Source organism: Halopseudomonas sp. (assembly GCF_041579695.1).
In the GTDB taxonomy this organism is placed as follows: domain Bacteria; phylum Pseudomonadota; class Gammaproteobacteria; order Pseudomonadales; family Pseudomonadaceae; genus Halopseudomonas.
The window spans coordinates 1-14,976 of sequence record NZ_JBFGFI010000020.1 but is presented as its reverse complement, the minus strand read 5'-3'; the positions used below and the strand labels follow the sequence as shown (position 1 = coordinate 14,976).

The following is a 14,976-nucleotide window of genomic DNA, read 5'->3' as shown; positions in this document are numbered from 1 at the left end:
GTGCATCAGGATTCAAACCCCGTCGGAATGGAACTCGGAGCACCCGGATCCGCGCTCCCGATCAGGGGCTCTGAATCAGCTGCCTTGCCTGTTCCCAGTTGAATTCCTCGCCACGCTCTTCCGCTGCGGCGCGGTGCTCGTCGATCAGCTGATACTGGGCTATTTCTTCGTCGGGCATGAAATGCAGGCAGTCGCCGCCGAAGTACCAGAGCAGGTCCCTGGGAATCAGATGAGCGATCTGGGGGTAGCGGCTAATGATCTGGCAGAGGATATCCTGCCCGGGATACAGGGCATCGTGATCACCCGCCTCAAGCTGGCCAATCATTTCGTCGAAACGTTCCAGAAACAGGATGTTGCTTTCTTCGGGAACCTGCTCCATCAGCACGGATTGCGCGCGCAGGGTATCGAATAGGCTCTTGAGCAGGGCCAAGTGGTAACGGTGGTAGGGCAGATCGGGATTCATAGTAGACTCCTGGGGCAATGCGGCGGAGTCTAGCAAAAAGCACCGGTGATGGCTTGCATCGACGCCGGCAAAAACATGGCCGGCCCTTGAGGGCCGGCCAGGATGCTTACGCCGTTTTGGCGCTGGCGGTCTTCTGTTTCTTGCGGTTGGGTGTCATCTCTTCCTTGGTGAAGTCATCTACCGCGATCACTGCAGTACGGGCTTCCCTTGCATCCCGGATCAATGTGGCATCCTCGGCGGTGATCACACCGGCCTCTACGGCAGCGTCGACTTCATCGGCACCTGACGCAACCTCCAGCTCACTCTTGTGCACCGCCTTGGCGATACGTGCTTCGAGTGGGTCAGCGGCAATTACCTTGTGCAGCGTCGAGTTGACCAGGCCGGTGACGTCATTCGGATCCTGGCTCTGGTAACAACCATCGAGCAGGCGATCCCTGGCCGCACCCGGTGTCATCAGACGCTTGGCCACCTCGGCGGTAACGCTGTCGGCAGGTGGCGACATGTGGCGTCCGAGCGGGAACACCAGCACCCGTAGCAGCACGCCAACACGGGTATCGGGGAAGTTGTGGATAATCTCGTGCATGGCCTGTTCGGTCTTGGCCAGCAAATCTTCCACGCCCCATTGTACGAACGGCAAGTCTTCTTCCGGGCAGCCCTGATCCTGATATTGCTTCAGCGTCGCGCTGGCCAGATACAGGTTACTCAGCACGTCACCCAGCCGAGCGGAGATGCGCTCACGGCGCTTGAGTTCGCCACCGAGGATCATCATCGTCACGTCGGTCAAGGTAGAGAAGGATGCTGCCAGACGGGACATCTGCTGATAATAGCGGCGGGTGTGCTTGTTGCCCGGCGTTTTCACGAAACGGGCGCCGGTAAGCGCCAGCAGCAGGCTGCCGGAGGCGTTGCCCAGAGCGAAGCCGATATGCTCGAACAGCAGGTTGTCGAAACGCTTGAGGGCGCGGGTTTCGTCCTCATCCTGTGTGGCCTGCATCTCGTTCAACACGAACGGATGGCAGCGTATGGCACCCTGACCGAAGATCATCATGTTGCGCGTGAGGATATTCGCGCCCTCTACCGTGATGGATATGGGCAGTGCCTGATAGGCGCGGCCCAGGTAGTTCTTCGGCCCCATGCAGATACCCTTGCCGCCATGGATGTCCATCGCATCGTTAATGCACTGGCGCAAGCGTTCGGTCAGGTGATACTTGACCACGGCCGAGAGCACCGAGGGTTTCTCGCCCAGGTCTACTGCCCCGGCCGTCATGGTCCGCGCCGCGTTCATTACATAGGTGTTGCCGCCCATGCGTCCCAGGGCTTCCTGAATGCCCTCGAACTCGCCAATGGGCATGCCGAACTGGCGACGAATACGTGCATAGGCACCGGTCGTCATGCTTGCCATCTTGGCACCACCGATACTTGCTGCCGGCAGTGAGATCGAGCGACCTACAGACAGGCAATTCATCAGCATGATCCAGCCTTTGCCGATCATCTCTTCGCCGCCGATCAGATAATCGAGCGGGATGAACACATCCTTACCCGAATTGGGCCCGTTCATGAACGCTGCGTTGAGTGGGAAATGACGATTGCCGATTTCCACGCCGGGTGTGTCGGTGGGAATCAGTGCCAGGCTGACGCCTCGCTCCTCCTCGTCGCCGAGCAGGCCATCTGGATCGTAAACCTTGAACGCCAGTCCCAGGAGGGTGGCTACCGGACCGAGCGTGATATAGCGCTTCTCCCAGGTTACCTTCAAACCTATTACTTCCTCGCCTTGCCACTGGCCCTTACAGACGATGCCGCGGTCGGGCATCGCGCCAGCATCGGAACCGGCCTCGGTAGACGTCAGCGCGAAGCAGGGGATATCTTCGCCACTGGCAAGACGTGGCAGATAGTGGTTCTTCTGCTCTTCGGTACCGAACTGCATCAGCAATTCGGCCGGACCGAGTGAGTTGGGCACCATTACGGTTGAACCCAGGTCGCCACTGCGGCTGGCCAGTTTCATGGTGATCTGCGAATGCGCGTAGGCAGAAAATCCTTTACCGCCGTACTCCTTGGGAATGATCAAGCCGAAGAAGCCGTTGCTACGAATGAATTTCCAGACATCAGCTGGCAGATCCTGCAGCTCGGTGGTCACTTCCCACTCATCGGTCATGCCGCAGACTTCTTCCACCGGACCGTCGATAAAGGCCTTTTCTTCCTCGCTGAGGACCGGCTTGGGAAAGCTGTGCAGTTTGTTCCAGTCCGGACGGCCGGTGAACAGCTCGCCGTCCCACCATACGGTTCCGGCCTCGAGCGCTTCCTGCTCGGTGTCTGATATGGGGGGCAGAACTTTCTTGAACCACTTGAACAGCGGCTTGCTGATGAACGAGCGGCGCCAGTCCGGCATGTTGAGCGGGATTGCGATGCCGAGAAAGACAGCCCAGAGCACCAGGTCGAGTAGCCAGTGCGCGGACGAGAATACCGTCATTGCCAACAGATAGACGCCAACAGCGATGCAGCTGTTAAGCAGGCCTGCGCGTATATACGCCAGAACAGCAATACCCAGTACCAGGCCGACAAGCCATAGCAGGATCATCATTCAACACTCCTTGATTTCATTAATTCAGCTCTCAGCATAGTCGCTAGAGCCAACCAAGGGTAACCGTCTGATGTAACAGGATGAACTGGGATGCAAAAAATTGAGACAGATCAGTAAAGGGCGCGCGCCAAAGCCGGAGCGCGCCCGAACACTTTTCTAGTCGGGGATCGCCAGATTGCCGGTGTCGGACTCGATGGTCCTGCCGGCAAGATAGTAGTGGATCGCAGCCCAGATGTTGATGAAGGCGGCACCCAGCAGCGCATAGCGCAGACTGTCGTTGTCGAACCAGACGCGCATGACGTCACTGGCGATACCAATCAGCTGCGGTCCAAAGCCCAGGCCGACCAGGTTGAGCACAAAGAGCATGATGGCCGAAGCCAGTGCACGGCTGCGCAGCGGTGTAAGACTCTGAATCATCGCAAAGCTGGGCCCGAGGTAGAAGGCGCCGAGGAAAGCAGCGGGCATATAGACGACCAGCGCCCAGAAGGTGCTGTCGATCAGATAGAAGCTGACAATGAAAGGTATTGCCAGGATCTTCGCCAGGCCGACGATCCAGGCGTTCCAGGCCTGGCGACGGGCAGCAAGCTTGTCCGCCAGGATGCCCCCAATGTAGGCGCCCAGGCCGCCAACGATGCCCATCACCGGCCCCAGGAACATGCCCACCTGGCCGGGTGTGAGGCCGTGGCTGCGGATCAGGAATGCCGGACCCCAGACGATACTGCCATAGCCCACCAGGGCGGTCAGGGTGACGCCGATGACCACGTGGCGTGTGGTTCGAACGCGCCAGAGCACAGCGAACCCGGCCTTGACATTGACCTTGGCCAGGGCTGCGGGCGGGGCACCGCCATCGGCGTAGCCGCGCGGCGGTTCGATCATGGTAAAGCGCACCAGTAAAGCGATCGCCAGACCTGGCAGGCCGACCACGAAGAAGGCTGCGCGCCAGCCCCACCATTCGGCCACGAAGCCGCCGACCATAAAGCCGATCATGATGCCGAAGTACACGCCCAGGGCGTAGATGGACATGGCGCTGGAGCGCTGCTCCTTCGGATACAGGTCCGACAGCATGGAGTGTGACGGCGGGCTGGAGCCTGCCTCGCCGATGCCCACGCCGACCCGGGCGGCGGCGAGTTGCCAGAAGTTCTGTGCCAGGCCGCAGATTGCGGTCATCAAGCTCCAGATGCCGATGGACCAGGCAATGATGTTACGGCGGTTGGAGCGATCAGCCCAGACCGCGATCGGGATGCCCAGAGTGGCGTAGAAGAGGGCAAAAGCAATACCCGAAAGAAAGCCCAGCTGTGTGTCAGAGAGCAGCAAGTCAGCCTTGAGGGGTTCTATCAGGATGCCGACAATATTGCGGTCGACGTGACTGGAGGTGTAAGCCACCACCAGCAGGAAAAGGGCATAGCGGCGGTAGGCCGGCGTAATCCGTACAACGCCGTCTGTTGTCTCTGGCGAGGGTGTCATGCATGTCTCCGATTGTTATTAGAAGGACACTTTTGTTGTTGGCAAATCATAGGGCTGGACGAGAAAACGCACAATTGACCGGGCAGTCAGTTTTGTAGCAGATTTGTAGCTGTTTCCGGCGCAGGGGCGACCGCCGCTTGGCCTCACTCTTGATTTTTCCTGTACGTGACCCCATATAGGCCCATTCGATCGCCTAGACGGGAAGCCATGCATGACGTCAGCAATTAGTATTCGGGGTCTGCACAAGACCTACGGGAACAGTTTTCAAGCTCTCAAGGGAGTCGATCTGGAAGTGCAACAGGGCGATTTCTTTGCATTGTTGGGTCCCAACGGCGCCGGCAAATCGACCACCATCGGGATTCTCTCCTCACTGGTCAACAAGACTTCGGGGCAGGTCAGCGTATTCGGCCATGACCTGGATACTGATCTGATGGACGCCAAGCGCTGCATCGGCATCGTGCCGCAGGAGTTCAATTTCAGCCAGTTTGAAAAAACCATGGATATTCTGGTCAATCAGGCTGGCTATTACGGGATTCCGTTACGTGAAGCGAAAGAGCGCGCCGAGCGTTATCTCAAGCGCCTCGGTCTGTGGGACAAGCGTGACGAACCTTCGCGCATGCTGTCCGGTGGCATGAAACGGCGGTTAATGATCGCCCGCGCGCTGATTCACGAGCCCAGGTTGCTGATTCTCGATGAACCCACCGCCGGGGTGGATATCGAGATTCGCCGGTCGATGTGGCAATTTCTGCAGGAAATAAACGCCCGCGGCATCACTATCGTGCTGACCACGCATTACCTGGAAGAAGCCGAGCAACTGTGCAAGAACATTGCGATCATCGACAAGGGACGCATCATCCATAACACCAGCATGCGCGAACTGTTGCTTGAACTGCATACCGAGACCTTTCTGCTCGATTGCCAGACGATAATGGACGAGCCGCCGGAGCTTAAAGGCTACCCCTGCAGCCTGCTGGATGAACATACGCTGGTGGTGCAGGTGGAAAAAAGCCAGGGGCTCAATGCGTTGTTTGCCCAGTTGAACGACAAGGGTCTGCACGTGCTCAGCATGCGCAATCGCAGTAACCGGCTGGAAGAGCTGTTTCTGGCCCTGGTCGATGAGAATACCGAAAAAGCAAAAGGGGCCGCCTGATGAACCACTGGCGCACTACCTGGGTGGCTTTCAAGACCATCCTGTTCAAGGAAATCCGCCGCTTCACCCGCATCTGGCCCCAGACCCTGCTGCCGCCGGGTATCACCATGGCGCTGTACTTCGTCATTTTCGGCAACCTGATCGGCAGCCGGATCGGGACCATGGATGGTTATGCCTACATCGATTACATCGTGCCGGGCCTGATCATGATGGCGGTAATCACCAACAGCTACTCGAACGTGGTCTCTAGCTTTTTCAGCACCAAGTTCCAGCGCTCGATCGAGGAGCTGATGGTCGCGCCAGTGTCGCCGCATACCATTTTGCTGGGTTACGTTTTTGGCGGAGTGGCGCGAGGGCTGGCGGTGGGGTTGATCGTGACTATCATGTCACTGTTCTTCACCCGGCTGCAGGTCCAGCATCTGGGGCTGACCATTGCGGTGGTGTTCCTCACGTCACTGGTCTTTGCCCTGGGCGGCTTCATCAATGCGGTGTTCGCCAAGACCTTCGATGATATTTCGATCATTCCGACCTTCGTGCTCACGCCGCTCACTTACCTGGGCGGCGTTTTCTACAGCATCAGCATGTTGCCTGAGTTCTGGCAGAAGGTATCGATGATCAATCCGATCCTGCACATGGTCAACGCGTTTCGCTACGGTATCCTCGGCGTGTCGGACATACCCATTGGCGTGGCGCTGACATTGATGAGCGTGTTCATCGTTCTGCTCTATTCGATCAGCTACTGGCTGCTGTCGCGTGGCATTGGCATGCGGCAATAGCTGTATTCACCGGCTATGCTGGTCTGCAGTCAGGGTGGGGAGTATCATCCCCGCCTGTCTGCAAGGAGATACACCATGACCCGGCATCCCGCTGACCAGTCACCCCTGGGCAAGAGCAGCGCTTATGTGAGCGTTTATACCCCCTCGCTGCTGTTTCCGATTGCGCGTGAGCCGAAATGGCAGGAGCTGGGCCTGGATGCGGATAAGCTGCCGTTTCATGGTGCCGATATCTGGAACTGTTACGAGCTGTCGTGGCTGACGCCTTCAGGCAAGCCCGCGGTTGCCGCAGCCGAGTTCGTATTTCCGCTGAAGGCCAGGCGGATCGTCGAATCGAAGTCCCTCAAGCTGTATCTGAATTCGTTCAACCAGACCGTCTTTCGCGACCGCGCAGAGGTGTTGCATACCCTGGAATCGGATCTGAGCGTGGCTGCACAGGGGCCTGTAATGGTGCGGCTGTTTACCATGGCCCAGCTTCACGCGGGCGGTATGGCGCAATTACCGGGTGACTGTATCGATGATGCTGAAGCGGAAATTGACTGCTATGAATATGACGCTTCCCTGCTGGCCCTGGCTGATGCAGGGGGGCTGGCTCGCGAGGCGTTGCATAGCCATCTGCTCAAATCCAATTGCCCGGTGACCGGCCAGCCGGATTGGGCCAGTATTTCGATCGCCTACAGTGGCAAGCGGCTGGACCGCTCGGCGCTGCTGCGCTACCTGGTCTCGTTCCGCCAGCATGCTGATTTTCACGAGCAGTGTGTGGAAAGGATTTTTACCGATGTGCTGCCGCTGCTCGGTGAGGGGGCAGAGTTGACGGTCTATGCGCGTTATCTACGCCGTGGTGGCCTGGATATCAATCCCTACCGGTCCACCGCGGCGAGCTTCCCTGAAAACCTTCGGCTGGCCCGCCAGTAGATACTTCCAGTTTTTATATACCCATATCCGACAGCGCCTGGACGACGCGGTGCAAGGTTGCTGCCACTGTCGGGTGGCGGGCATAGAAATGCTCGATAGACAGATTCACGCTGTCGACCAGGTTGGTGTCTTCCATGTCGGTGTCGTGTTGTACGGCCAGCAAGCGTGCCTCAATGCGGTCAGCCAATTGTTGCAGTGATTCACGTTCTTCCGGTGAAAGCGGTTCATCGGTCTCTGCCAGTATGCGCTGCAGATTCTCTAGCTGATTCTTCAATTGTTGCGCGGGCATGGGGTGCTCCTGTGATAATCATCGGTCTAAGGGCACTATAGCTGGCTGGGGCGCTCACGTCTCGCTGTCACGCGCCGCCAGATACCGATGGGGTTGCGGGTTGAACCGATGAAATCGCGGTGGCTTTTGCATTACACTTACGCTGTAATTACTTCGAAAACCGCCGCGGAGCGCGTCCACGCCGGATCCAGAACCAGGGAGAATCGTTATGAAGGTGTTGTCGTTTACATTGCGTATGGTGCTGGCGGGGACGCTATCGATAGCCGGAACGGCCACGGTCATGGCCCAGGAAGATTATGACGATTACGCGGCCAACTCCGTCACCCCCGACCCATGGGAGCCAGTCAATCGGGTGATCTTCAGTTTCAACGACACTCTTGATCGCTTTACCCTCAAGCCTGCGGCAAAAGCCTATGATCGCTTTGTACCCGAGCCGGTCAGCGACAGCATCAGCAATGTTTTCAGTAATCTGGGCGAGCCGCGTAATCTGGTTAATGACACCTTGCAGGGCAAGTTCCACGATGCCGGCATCGACACTGCGCGTTTCCTGCTCAATTCAACCGTAGGTGTTCTCGGTGTATTCGATGTAGCCACGAGGATGGGGCTGCAGCGCAACGACGAAGATTTTGGTCAGACCCTTGGCGCCTGGGGCGTTCCCAGCGGTCCGTACATAGTGTTACCGCTGCTGGGTCCGAGTACCCTGCGCGACGGCAGCTCGCGGATACCTGAAAGTTACGCCGGTTACAGCTACAACGATCAGATAGATCACGTACCCACCCGCAATACCGCCATCGGTACCGATCTGATCGACACGCGTGCAAGCTTGCTCGCGCGCGAGGAGATGATCAGAGGCGACCGCTATCGGTTTGTGCGCAATGCATTCCTGCAAAACCGCGAGTTCCAGGTCAAGGACGGAGAGGTCGAAGACCCCTTCTGATCATTTGAGTGCGTTGAAATACACGCCGACAATGAATTGCCCGTTGTCCACTGCCTCGCAACGCATCACCTGACCTTCTGCTTCCAGCCCCTGGAGGCCGGGGGTCGGGGAGGGGATCGACAGGCTCAGATGAGCGCTTTCCGGTAGCGGCCGGTCCAGTACGAGTTGCACTCCCTGGCTTGAGAGATCCTGGCAATCGGCCTCGATCTTCTCGTCGCCCTCATGCAGTGTCAGAATCGCCCGAGCCTCGACCTTCATCCGGATGAAGTCGCGCTTTTCCCTGTACTGCTGGTCATGAAATGACATGCGATGACTCCCATACTTGATATGCTGTAGCGAAGCCTGACTGGCTGCTTTTCGGGTTTCGCTTGCCATCGCTATCGTAGTTCCCCGGTCTGTCGCACACAAGCGTTCTGGCACGATGCCGTGACGGTTGCCTGGGCAAGCGGATGGGAGTACTGTTTGGCCCTTGAAAACGTCAGGTTACCTGGCCTCGATACACACACCCTGTGGCCCACAGCCTGCTCAGCTGTGGCGCATTGACGTAGGGACTCTATGCAGCTTACTGGCACCACCTTGCTGGTTATTGACGATGACGAAGCTTCCCGGCGCGACATCGCCACCCGATTGCAGAACTGCGGCTTTGACGTGCTGCAGGCCGGCAGCGCGGCTGATGGACAGGAGCAATTGGCCTCGCAACGACCGGAGCTGATCCTCTGCAATTTGTACCTGCCAGAAAAAGACGGCTTCGCTGACGTGTTGCAGGCTGTATTGGCCAATCCTGAAACCTCATTAATTGTTATCGCACCTACCACGGATATGCCGCTGGCAGTCAAAGCGCTGCGCGCGGGCGCGCATGACTTCCTGATCAAGCCGCTGGTCGATACCGCGCTGGTCGAACTGGTGGTCAAGCGCACGCTGGACCAGAGTCGTCTGCGCAACGAGAATCGACGCATCCGCGAACGTCTGGAAGCCGCCAACCGTGAGCTCGAGGATCGCCTGCAGGAACTGAAGGATGATCAGGCAGCAGGGCATCAGGTACAGATCAATATGCTGCCCGAGAGTCCATGGGTCAGTGGCGAATACACGTTCGAGCGCCGTATCATCCCTTCACTGTATCTTTCGGGCGATTTCGTCGACTACTTTCGTATTTCCGAGACCCAGTTGGGCTTTTATTTGGCAGACGTGTCCGGCCATGGCGCCTCGTCGGCCTTCGCCACCGTCCTGTTGAAGTTCATGACCACGCGTTTGTTGTATGAACAGCGGCGTCAGGGCGACGGCAGTCCGATCGAGTTTCTGCCCTCTGATGTGCTTGAGCATATCAACCGCGGCCTGATCAACTGCAAACTTGGCAAGCATGTAACCATGCTCGGCGGCATAATTGATGAATCAAGTAACACGCTGACCTACAGTATCGGTGGTCATCTACCGCTACCGCTGCTTTACGCAAATGGCAAAGCACATTATCTGCAAGGCAAGGGCAGGCCAGTCGGATTGTTCGACGATGCGGTATATGAGAATCACAAGATAACGTTGCCGGATGCCTTCAGTCTGATTTTGTGCTCCGATGGGGTGCTCGATTGCATTGAAGGGGCTACCCTGAGGAATAAGGAAGCGCAGCTGCCCGGCTTGGTAGAACAATGCAATGGCAGCATGAAAGCGTTGCTGGGAAGCTTCGGCCTGCAGCCGGGCAAGGTTATGCCCGATGATATTTCACTTATGGTACTAAGCAGGAACCGCCAATGATGACCACTGGCAAGATCCAGTTTGCAGAGTCGGAAGGTACTTTCGTGCTCAAGTTCATCGGTGATGTGCGGTTGACCCTGTGCGCCGCCCTGGATGCCTATATCGAAAAGATATTCAGCGTGCTGACATTCAACGCCATCATCATCGATCTGACTGAAACAGACGGAATAGACAGTACTTCGCTGGGCCTGTTGGCCAAACTGTCGATTCTGTCGCGGCAGAAAGTCGGCTTTCTGCCCACCCTGGTATCAACCAAGGACGACATGAATCGACTGTTGCAGAGTATGGGGTTCGATCAGGTGTTCAATATCGTTTCCGAGATCACACCGACTGCGACCGAACTGGAAGATCTTCCTGGGCAGGCGTTATCGGAGGAGCTGGTGAAAGACAAGGTGCTTGAGGCCCATCGCATACTGATGAACCTCAACGAGCATAACCGCGAAGCGTTTCGCGACCTGGTCAGTGCCCTCGAATCCAATTGACTGATACTCGCTTGAGCGTTTAAGTACCCGGCGCTCTGCGCCAGGTATATCGGTCTAGGCCTGCACCGAACGCATGCGCAACAGTTCCTCGAGCTTGACCTGATCAGCGGCAAAGGCTCTTATGCCCTCGGCCAGTTTTTCGGTGGCCATTGCGTCCTCGTTATGTGCCCAGCGAAAGGTACTCTCGTCTAATCGTTCAAGCGGGTCTGACGAAGGCTGGGTAAGAATTTCCGATGGCTGCAGCTCGCCCTGCTCGACAGCCAGTTGCTGCAGCAGGGCGGGGCTGATGGTCAGGCGGTCGCACCCGGTCAGGGCCTCGATCTGTCCAGTATTGCGAAAGCTTGCCCCCATCACCACCGTGGCGTACTGATGTTGCTTGTAGTAGCGATAGATACGCGCGACAGATTGTACGCCCGGATCTTCCACGCCCTGGAAGTCACGACCTTCACTTTTCTTGTACCAGTCGTAGATGCGACCGACAAACGGCGAAATCAGGTACACGCCGGCATCGGCGCATGCCTGCGCCTGGGCAAACGAGAAGAGCAGCGTGAGATTGCACTGAATTCCTTCCTTTTCCAGCTCGGCAGCGGCCTGGATACCCTCCCAGGTGGAGGCAATCTTGACCAGTACACGGTCACGGGTCACTCCAGCCTCTTCGTAACGCTCGATCAGTCGGCGGGCCTTGCCCAGCGTCGCCGCGCGATCGAATGACAAGCGTGCATCAACTTCAGTCGACACCCGGCCGGGGACCAGCTTGGTAATCTCCGTGCCCAGTGCGACGGCGAAGGAATCGCAGGCTTCGGCCACCGGATCGAAGCCGCCGGCCGATGCCTTCAAGGCCTGATCGAGCATTTCGCTGTAGGCGCTTTGCTGGGCAGCTTTCAGCATCAGTGACGGGTTGGTAGTGGCATCCACCGGATGGTGGACGCGGATGGCTTCTATATCACCGGTGTCAGCGACGATTTGCGTGTGTTTTCGCAGGCTTTCGAGTTTGCTTGGCATTGTGGACAGACTCTTGGGATGTATGTTCTGACCATAACTCAAGCCTGCTGACGTGGGCAATCCCGGGGTTGCAGCCGGCGCTCCATGTCGCTGATCAGCTCATCGTAGAGCGCCAGCGGGTCATCGGTCTGGTGCAGCGCGCTGCTCAACTGCCGGCGAAAATGGCGTGCGCCTGGCAGGCCTTGGAATAATCCGAGGATGTGCCGCGTGACATGGTTCATTGCGCCGCCCTGATCGAGGTGGCTGACAATGTAAGGGCGCAGCGCTTCCAGCACGGAAATGCGCTCGGGGCGAGGTGTCGAATCGTTATAGAAGCGGCGATCCACCTCGGCCAGGAGGTAGGGATTGTGATATGCCTCCCGCCCGACCATGACCCCATCCAGCACGCGCATGTGCTGCTGCATCTCGTCCAGATCGGTCAGCCCGCCATTGAGAATAATCTCCAAGTGCGGGAAATCGGCCTTGATCTGGTGCACGACCTCGTAGCGTAGTGGTGGAATGTCCCGATTCTCCTTCGGTGACAGGCCCTCGAGAATCGCGATGCGAGCATGCACGATAAAGGTGTCACACCCCGCCTCATGTACCTGGCCGATGAAATCGCACAGCTGAGCGTAGCTATCATGGCCATTGATGCCGATCCGGTGCTTGACCGTCACCGGAATGGCACAGGCCTCGTGCATTGCCTTGACGCCCTCGGCCACCAGCGCCGGATGTGCCATCAGGCACGCTCCGATCATGTTGTTTTGCACCCGGTCACTGGGACAGCCGACGTTCAGATTCACCTCGGCAAAGCCGGCATCCTCGGCCAGCCCGGCGCAGGTGGCCAGCTCGGCCGGATTGCTGCCGCCCAGTTGCAGCGCCAGTGGCTGCTCAGCGGCGTTGAAGCCAAGAAAGCGTGAGCGGTCACCGTGAATCACCGCGCCGGTGGTGACCATCTCGGTATACAGCAACGCATGCTGGCTGATCAGCCTGGCGAAGAACCGGTAGTTTCTATCGGTCCAGTCCATCATCGGAGCCACGCAGAAGCGCCTGGACGGGCCGGGGCGTCGGATGATGGGGTTGGAGTGGTTTTCCTGCTGCATCTGTTTGCCTGTTGATCACAAGTTCGCTGCGGTTGCTGACGATTGCTGTCCGCTCATATAAGGAGGGCCCTAGTTTATCAGGAAAAACAGGGTTCCTGCCGCCAACGGTGATCTGGAAAAAGAGCATGTTATTTGTAACTTTTCGGGTGCCTACCGGTCGTAGCCTTTGAAACCAGAAAGACCGGTTTTCCGGATCAGTCAGTTTGAGGAGGTTTTATGCGTGTACTTAGTGGGTTGATTCTTTGTTCGGTACTGACATCGGTATCGGTCGGGAGCTTGGCGCAGGGGGTTCCCGGACAGGGACCCGGGATGATGAACCAGGAAACCAGGCAACAGATGCGGGAGAATATGTCCCAGATGCAGGAAATGATGCACCGCATGCCACAGGTCGAGTCCGAAGCTGAACGTCAGCGTTTGCTTGAGCAGCATATGGATTCCATGCAGAAACATATGAACATGATGCACGGTGGCATGATGGGTCAGGGCATGCACGGCCCGGGCATGATGGCTAACGGCCAAGGCATGATGGGCGACGCGATGATGGGAAGCGGTCAAGGCATGATGGGCAGCGGTGGGGGAAACAACCTCCCGGAGGTGGATGATTCCGAATCCACGACCCCTAATGACCAGCGCCTGCAGATGATGGAAAACCGCCTGGATCAGATGCAGCTGATGATGGAGCAGATGTTGGAGCATCAGGCGCGTAGCAAGAAATAGCGGCTTGCGAAAGGCCTCCGTGAAACCTCTCTTGGAGCTGAGTCCGGGTCTCCCGGCGTGGACTGCTACGCTGGTTCCTACCTACGGAAGACTTGAGGCCTATAAATGGAAAACAGCCAGCAGATAATCGTGATGGGCTCATCGGCGGGGGGGATCGAGAGCCTTATCACGCTGATAAAAGGCCTGCCTTCAAGGCTGGATGCGTCGATCTTTATCGTGCAGCATCTGTCGCCGAACTATAAGAGCACTATTCCGGAGATTCTTCAGGAATACTCGCCTTTTCCCGTAAGGCATCCCGATGATGGCGATGAGATCAAAAGTCGCACAATCTATGTTGCACCACCGGATCATCATTTGCTTATCGAAAAGGGACATGTTCTGGTCAAGCGCGGGCCGAAGGAAAATCGGTTTAGGCCTTCCATTGATGCGCTATTTCGCTCGGCAGCTTACAGCTATAGGTCGCGCGTAGTGGGTATCGTGCTTTCGGGTGCGCTTGATGATGGCACCTCTGGATTATGGTCAGTAAAGCGGCTTGGCGGTATGACCATGGTGCAATTGCCGGCCGATGCGGCTTTTGACTCCATGCCGTTGAGTGCGCTGGATCAGGTAGAGATCGACTACTGTGTGCCTGCGCGTGACATGGGAAAATTGCTCGCGACTTTGCGAATGCCCGCTAAGACTGCCAAAGCGGAGTCTTCGGCGATTGTTGAGCGTGCCGGGGTGGAAACCAGCATTGCCAGCGATGGGGATGCGTTCCGCAAGGGCATCATGGACGCCGGCAAGCTGACACCCTTTACCTGTCCTGAGTGTCATGGCGTACTGGTACAGATCGATGAGGACGGGATCTCTCGTTTTCGCTGCCACACCGGGCACGGTTACACTCGGGCGGCGCTGCTGTCGGAGGTCGTGCAGCGTATCGAGGAGACCTACTGGATCTCGATGCGTAGCCTGGAAGAGGCAGCGATGCTGCTTGAACACACTGCCGGCTCTCTGGATGTGCAAGGCAATGGCGAGGCAGCGAAGCTGTTTCGGCGGGAGGCAGTGATCGCTACCGATGAGTCGCGAGAATTGCGCGAAACGCTGCTGCGCAGGACGCGTTTCACCGGCGAGAACCTCTTCGGTTACAAAAAAGAGGACTGAGTGCAGCCGCGAATGCCCCCTCAGGACTCAAGCCCCAGGCGCTGGTGCCACTCCGCAATCGACTCTTCGGGATACTCGTCAAAGTGCTGGTCCTTTGGCTGAATCGGCACTTCGACCCATGAAGCCTTTGATCCCAGCATCGAATGGGTATGTTCCGGCGGCGCTGGCAAGGGTGTGTCGATCGCAGAGGCAAATGGATGGATCAGCTCAGGCCATTCGGGACTGAATAACCAGAGCGCAC

At 57.6% G+C, this 14,976-nt stretch carries 15 protein-coding genes and 1 pseudogene; 8 read left to right on the top strand and 8 right to left on the bottom strand.

The genetic code is table 11. The annotated features are described in order from the left end of the window. Positions 1 to 61: 61 nt before the first annotated feature. The 3 genes from ABYA88_RS06410 to ABYA88_RS06400 all read right to left on the bottom strand — a co-directional run bounded on the left by ABYA88_RS06410 (position 62) and on the right by ABYA88_RS06400 (position 4,502). Positions 62 to 463, bottom strand: a complete 402-nt coding sequence (locus tag ABYA88_RS06410; protein WP_373186144.1) for a PA2817 family protein — start codon at positions 461 to 463, stop codon at positions 62 to 64. Positions 464 to 569: 106 nt separating this feature from the next. Beyond that, positions 570 to 3,035, bottom strand: coding sequence for an acyl-CoA dehydrogenase (locus ABYA88_RS06405; protein WP_373186181.1), 2,466 nt, complete (start codon positions 3,033 to 3,035; stop codon positions 570 to 572). Positions 3,036 to 3,194: 159 nt separating this feature from the next. Further along, positions 3,195 to 4,502: a spinster family MFS transporter gene (locus ABYA88_RS06400; protein WP_373186143.1), complete on the bottom strand. Its 1,308-nt coding sequence runs from the start codon at positions 4,500 to 4,502 to the stop codon at positions 3,195 to 3,197. A 211-nt stretch (positions 4,503 to 4,713) separates the two neighbouring features. On the opposite strand from ABYA88_RS06400, the gene ABYA88_RS06395 reads away from it, so the two are divergent. From ABYA88_RS06395 to queF, 3 genes are all read left to right on the top strand, one after another. After that, positions 4,714 to 5,652, top strand: coding sequence for an ABC transporter ATP-binding protein (locus ABYA88_RS06395; RefSeq protein ID WP_373186142.1), 939 nt, complete (start codon positions 4,714 to 4,716; stop codon positions 5,650 to 5,652). Then, positions 5,649 to 6,428 (top strand): ABC transporter permease, encoded by a 780-nt coding sequence (locus ABYA88_RS06390; RefSeq protein WP_373186180.1) that lies wholly within the window; start codon positions 5,649 to 5,651, stop codon positions 6,426 to 6,428. Before ABYA88_RS06395 ends, ABYA88_RS06390 begins: the two co-directional genes overlap by 4 nt. A gap of 75 nt (positions 6,429 to 6,503) precedes the next feature. Then, positions 6,504 to 7,340 carry an NADPH-dependent 7-cyano-7-deazaguanine reductase QueF gene (gene queF, locus ABYA88_RS06385; protein ID WP_373186141.1) on the top strand — a complete coding sequence of 279 codons (837 nt, stop codon included), beginning with the start codon at positions 6,504 to 6,506 and terminating at the stop codon, positions 7,338 to 7,340. A 13-nt stretch (positions 7,341 to 7,353) separates the two neighbouring features. Here the strand turns inward: queF and ABYA88_RS06380 are convergent, their stop codons facing one another. Continuing rightward, positions 7,354 to 7,629 carry a DUF4404 family protein gene (locus ABYA88_RS06380; RefSeq protein WP_373186140.1) on the bottom strand — a complete coding sequence of 92 codons (276 nt, stop codon included), beginning with the start codon at positions 7,627 to 7,629 and terminating at the stop codon, positions 7,354 to 7,356. A gap of 280 nt (positions 7,630 to 7,909) precedes the next feature. Here ABYA88_RS06380 and ABYA88_RS06375 point away from each other — a divergent pair, with 280 nt between their 5' ends. Continuing rightward, on the top strand, positions 7,910 to 8,566 hold the full coding sequence (locus ABYA88_RS06375; RefSeq protein WP_373186178.1) for a VacJ family lipoprotein: 657 nt from the start codon (positions 7,910 to 7,912) through the stop codon (positions 8,564 to 8,566). Here ABYA88_RS06375 and ABYA88_RS06370 read toward each other — a convergent pair whose 3' ends face one another. Continuing rightward, entirely contained in the window at positions 8,567 to 8,872 is a 306-nt protein-coding gene (locus ABYA88_RS06370) for a PilZ domain-containing protein (protein ID WP_373186139.1), read from the bottom strand. A gap of 249 nt (positions 8,873 to 9,121) precedes the next feature. On the opposite strand from ABYA88_RS06370, the gene ABYA88_RS06365 reads away from it, so the two are divergent. Together ABYA88_RS06365 and rssC are read left to right on the top strand one after the other, a co-directional pair. Beyond that, positions 9,122 to 10,312, top strand: a complete 1,191-nt coding sequence (locus ABYA88_RS06365) for a PP2C family protein-serine/threonine phosphatase (RefSeq protein WP_373186137.1) — start codon at positions 9,122 to 9,124, stop codon at positions 10,310 to 10,312. Next, positions 10,312 to 10,794: an anti-sigma factor antagonist RssC gene (rssC, locus tag ABYA88_RS06360; RefSeq protein WP_373186176.1), complete on the top strand. Its 483-nt coding sequence runs from the start codon at positions 10,312 to 10,314 to the stop codon at positions 10,792 to 10,794. Before ABYA88_RS06365 ends, rssC begins: the two co-directional genes overlap by 1 nt. A gap of 54 nt (positions 10,795 to 10,848) precedes the next feature. On the opposite strand, the gene tal is transcribed toward rssC, so the two are convergent. Further along, positions 10,849 to 11,796, bottom strand: a complete 948-nt coding sequence (gene tal / locus ABYA88_RS06355) for a transaldolase (protein ID WP_373186135.1) — start codon at positions 11,794 to 11,796, stop codon at positions 10,849 to 10,851. 38 nt (positions 11,797 to 11,834) lie between these two features. Next, the gene (dusA, locus tag ABYA88_RS06350; RefSeq protein WP_373186133.1) at positions 11,835 to 12,878 is read right to left on the bottom strand and encodes a tRNA dihydrouridine(20/20a) synthase DusA; all 1,044 of its coding nucleotides are present in this window, start codon (positions 12,876 to 12,878) and stop codon (positions 11,835 to 11,837) included. A 216-nt stretch (positions 12,879 to 13,094) separates the two neighbouring features. On the opposite strand from dusA, the gene ABYA88_RS06345 reads away from it, so the two are divergent. Together ABYA88_RS06345 and ABYA88_RS06340 are read left to right on the top strand one after the other, a co-directional pair. After that, positions 13,095 to 13,595 carry a hypothetical protein gene (locus ABYA88_RS06345; protein ID WP_373186131.1) on the top strand — a complete coding sequence of 167 codons (501 nt, stop codon included), beginning with the start codon at positions 13,095 to 13,097 and terminating at the stop codon, positions 13,593 to 13,595. Positions 13,596 to 13,700: 105 nt separating this feature from the next. Further along, positions 13,701 to 14,735: a chemotaxis protein CheB gene (locus ABYA88_RS06340; RefSeq protein WP_373186129.1), complete on the top strand. Its 1,035-nt coding sequence runs from the start codon at positions 13,701 to 13,703 to the stop codon at positions 14,733 to 14,735. Between the two features lie 20 nt (positions 14,736 to 14,755). On the opposite strand, the pseudogene ABYA88_RS06335 reads toward ABYA88_RS06340, so the two are convergent. Beyond that, positions 14,756 to 14,976: pseudogene (locus ABYA88_RS06335) on the bottom strand (GFA family protein); the annotation flags it as partial.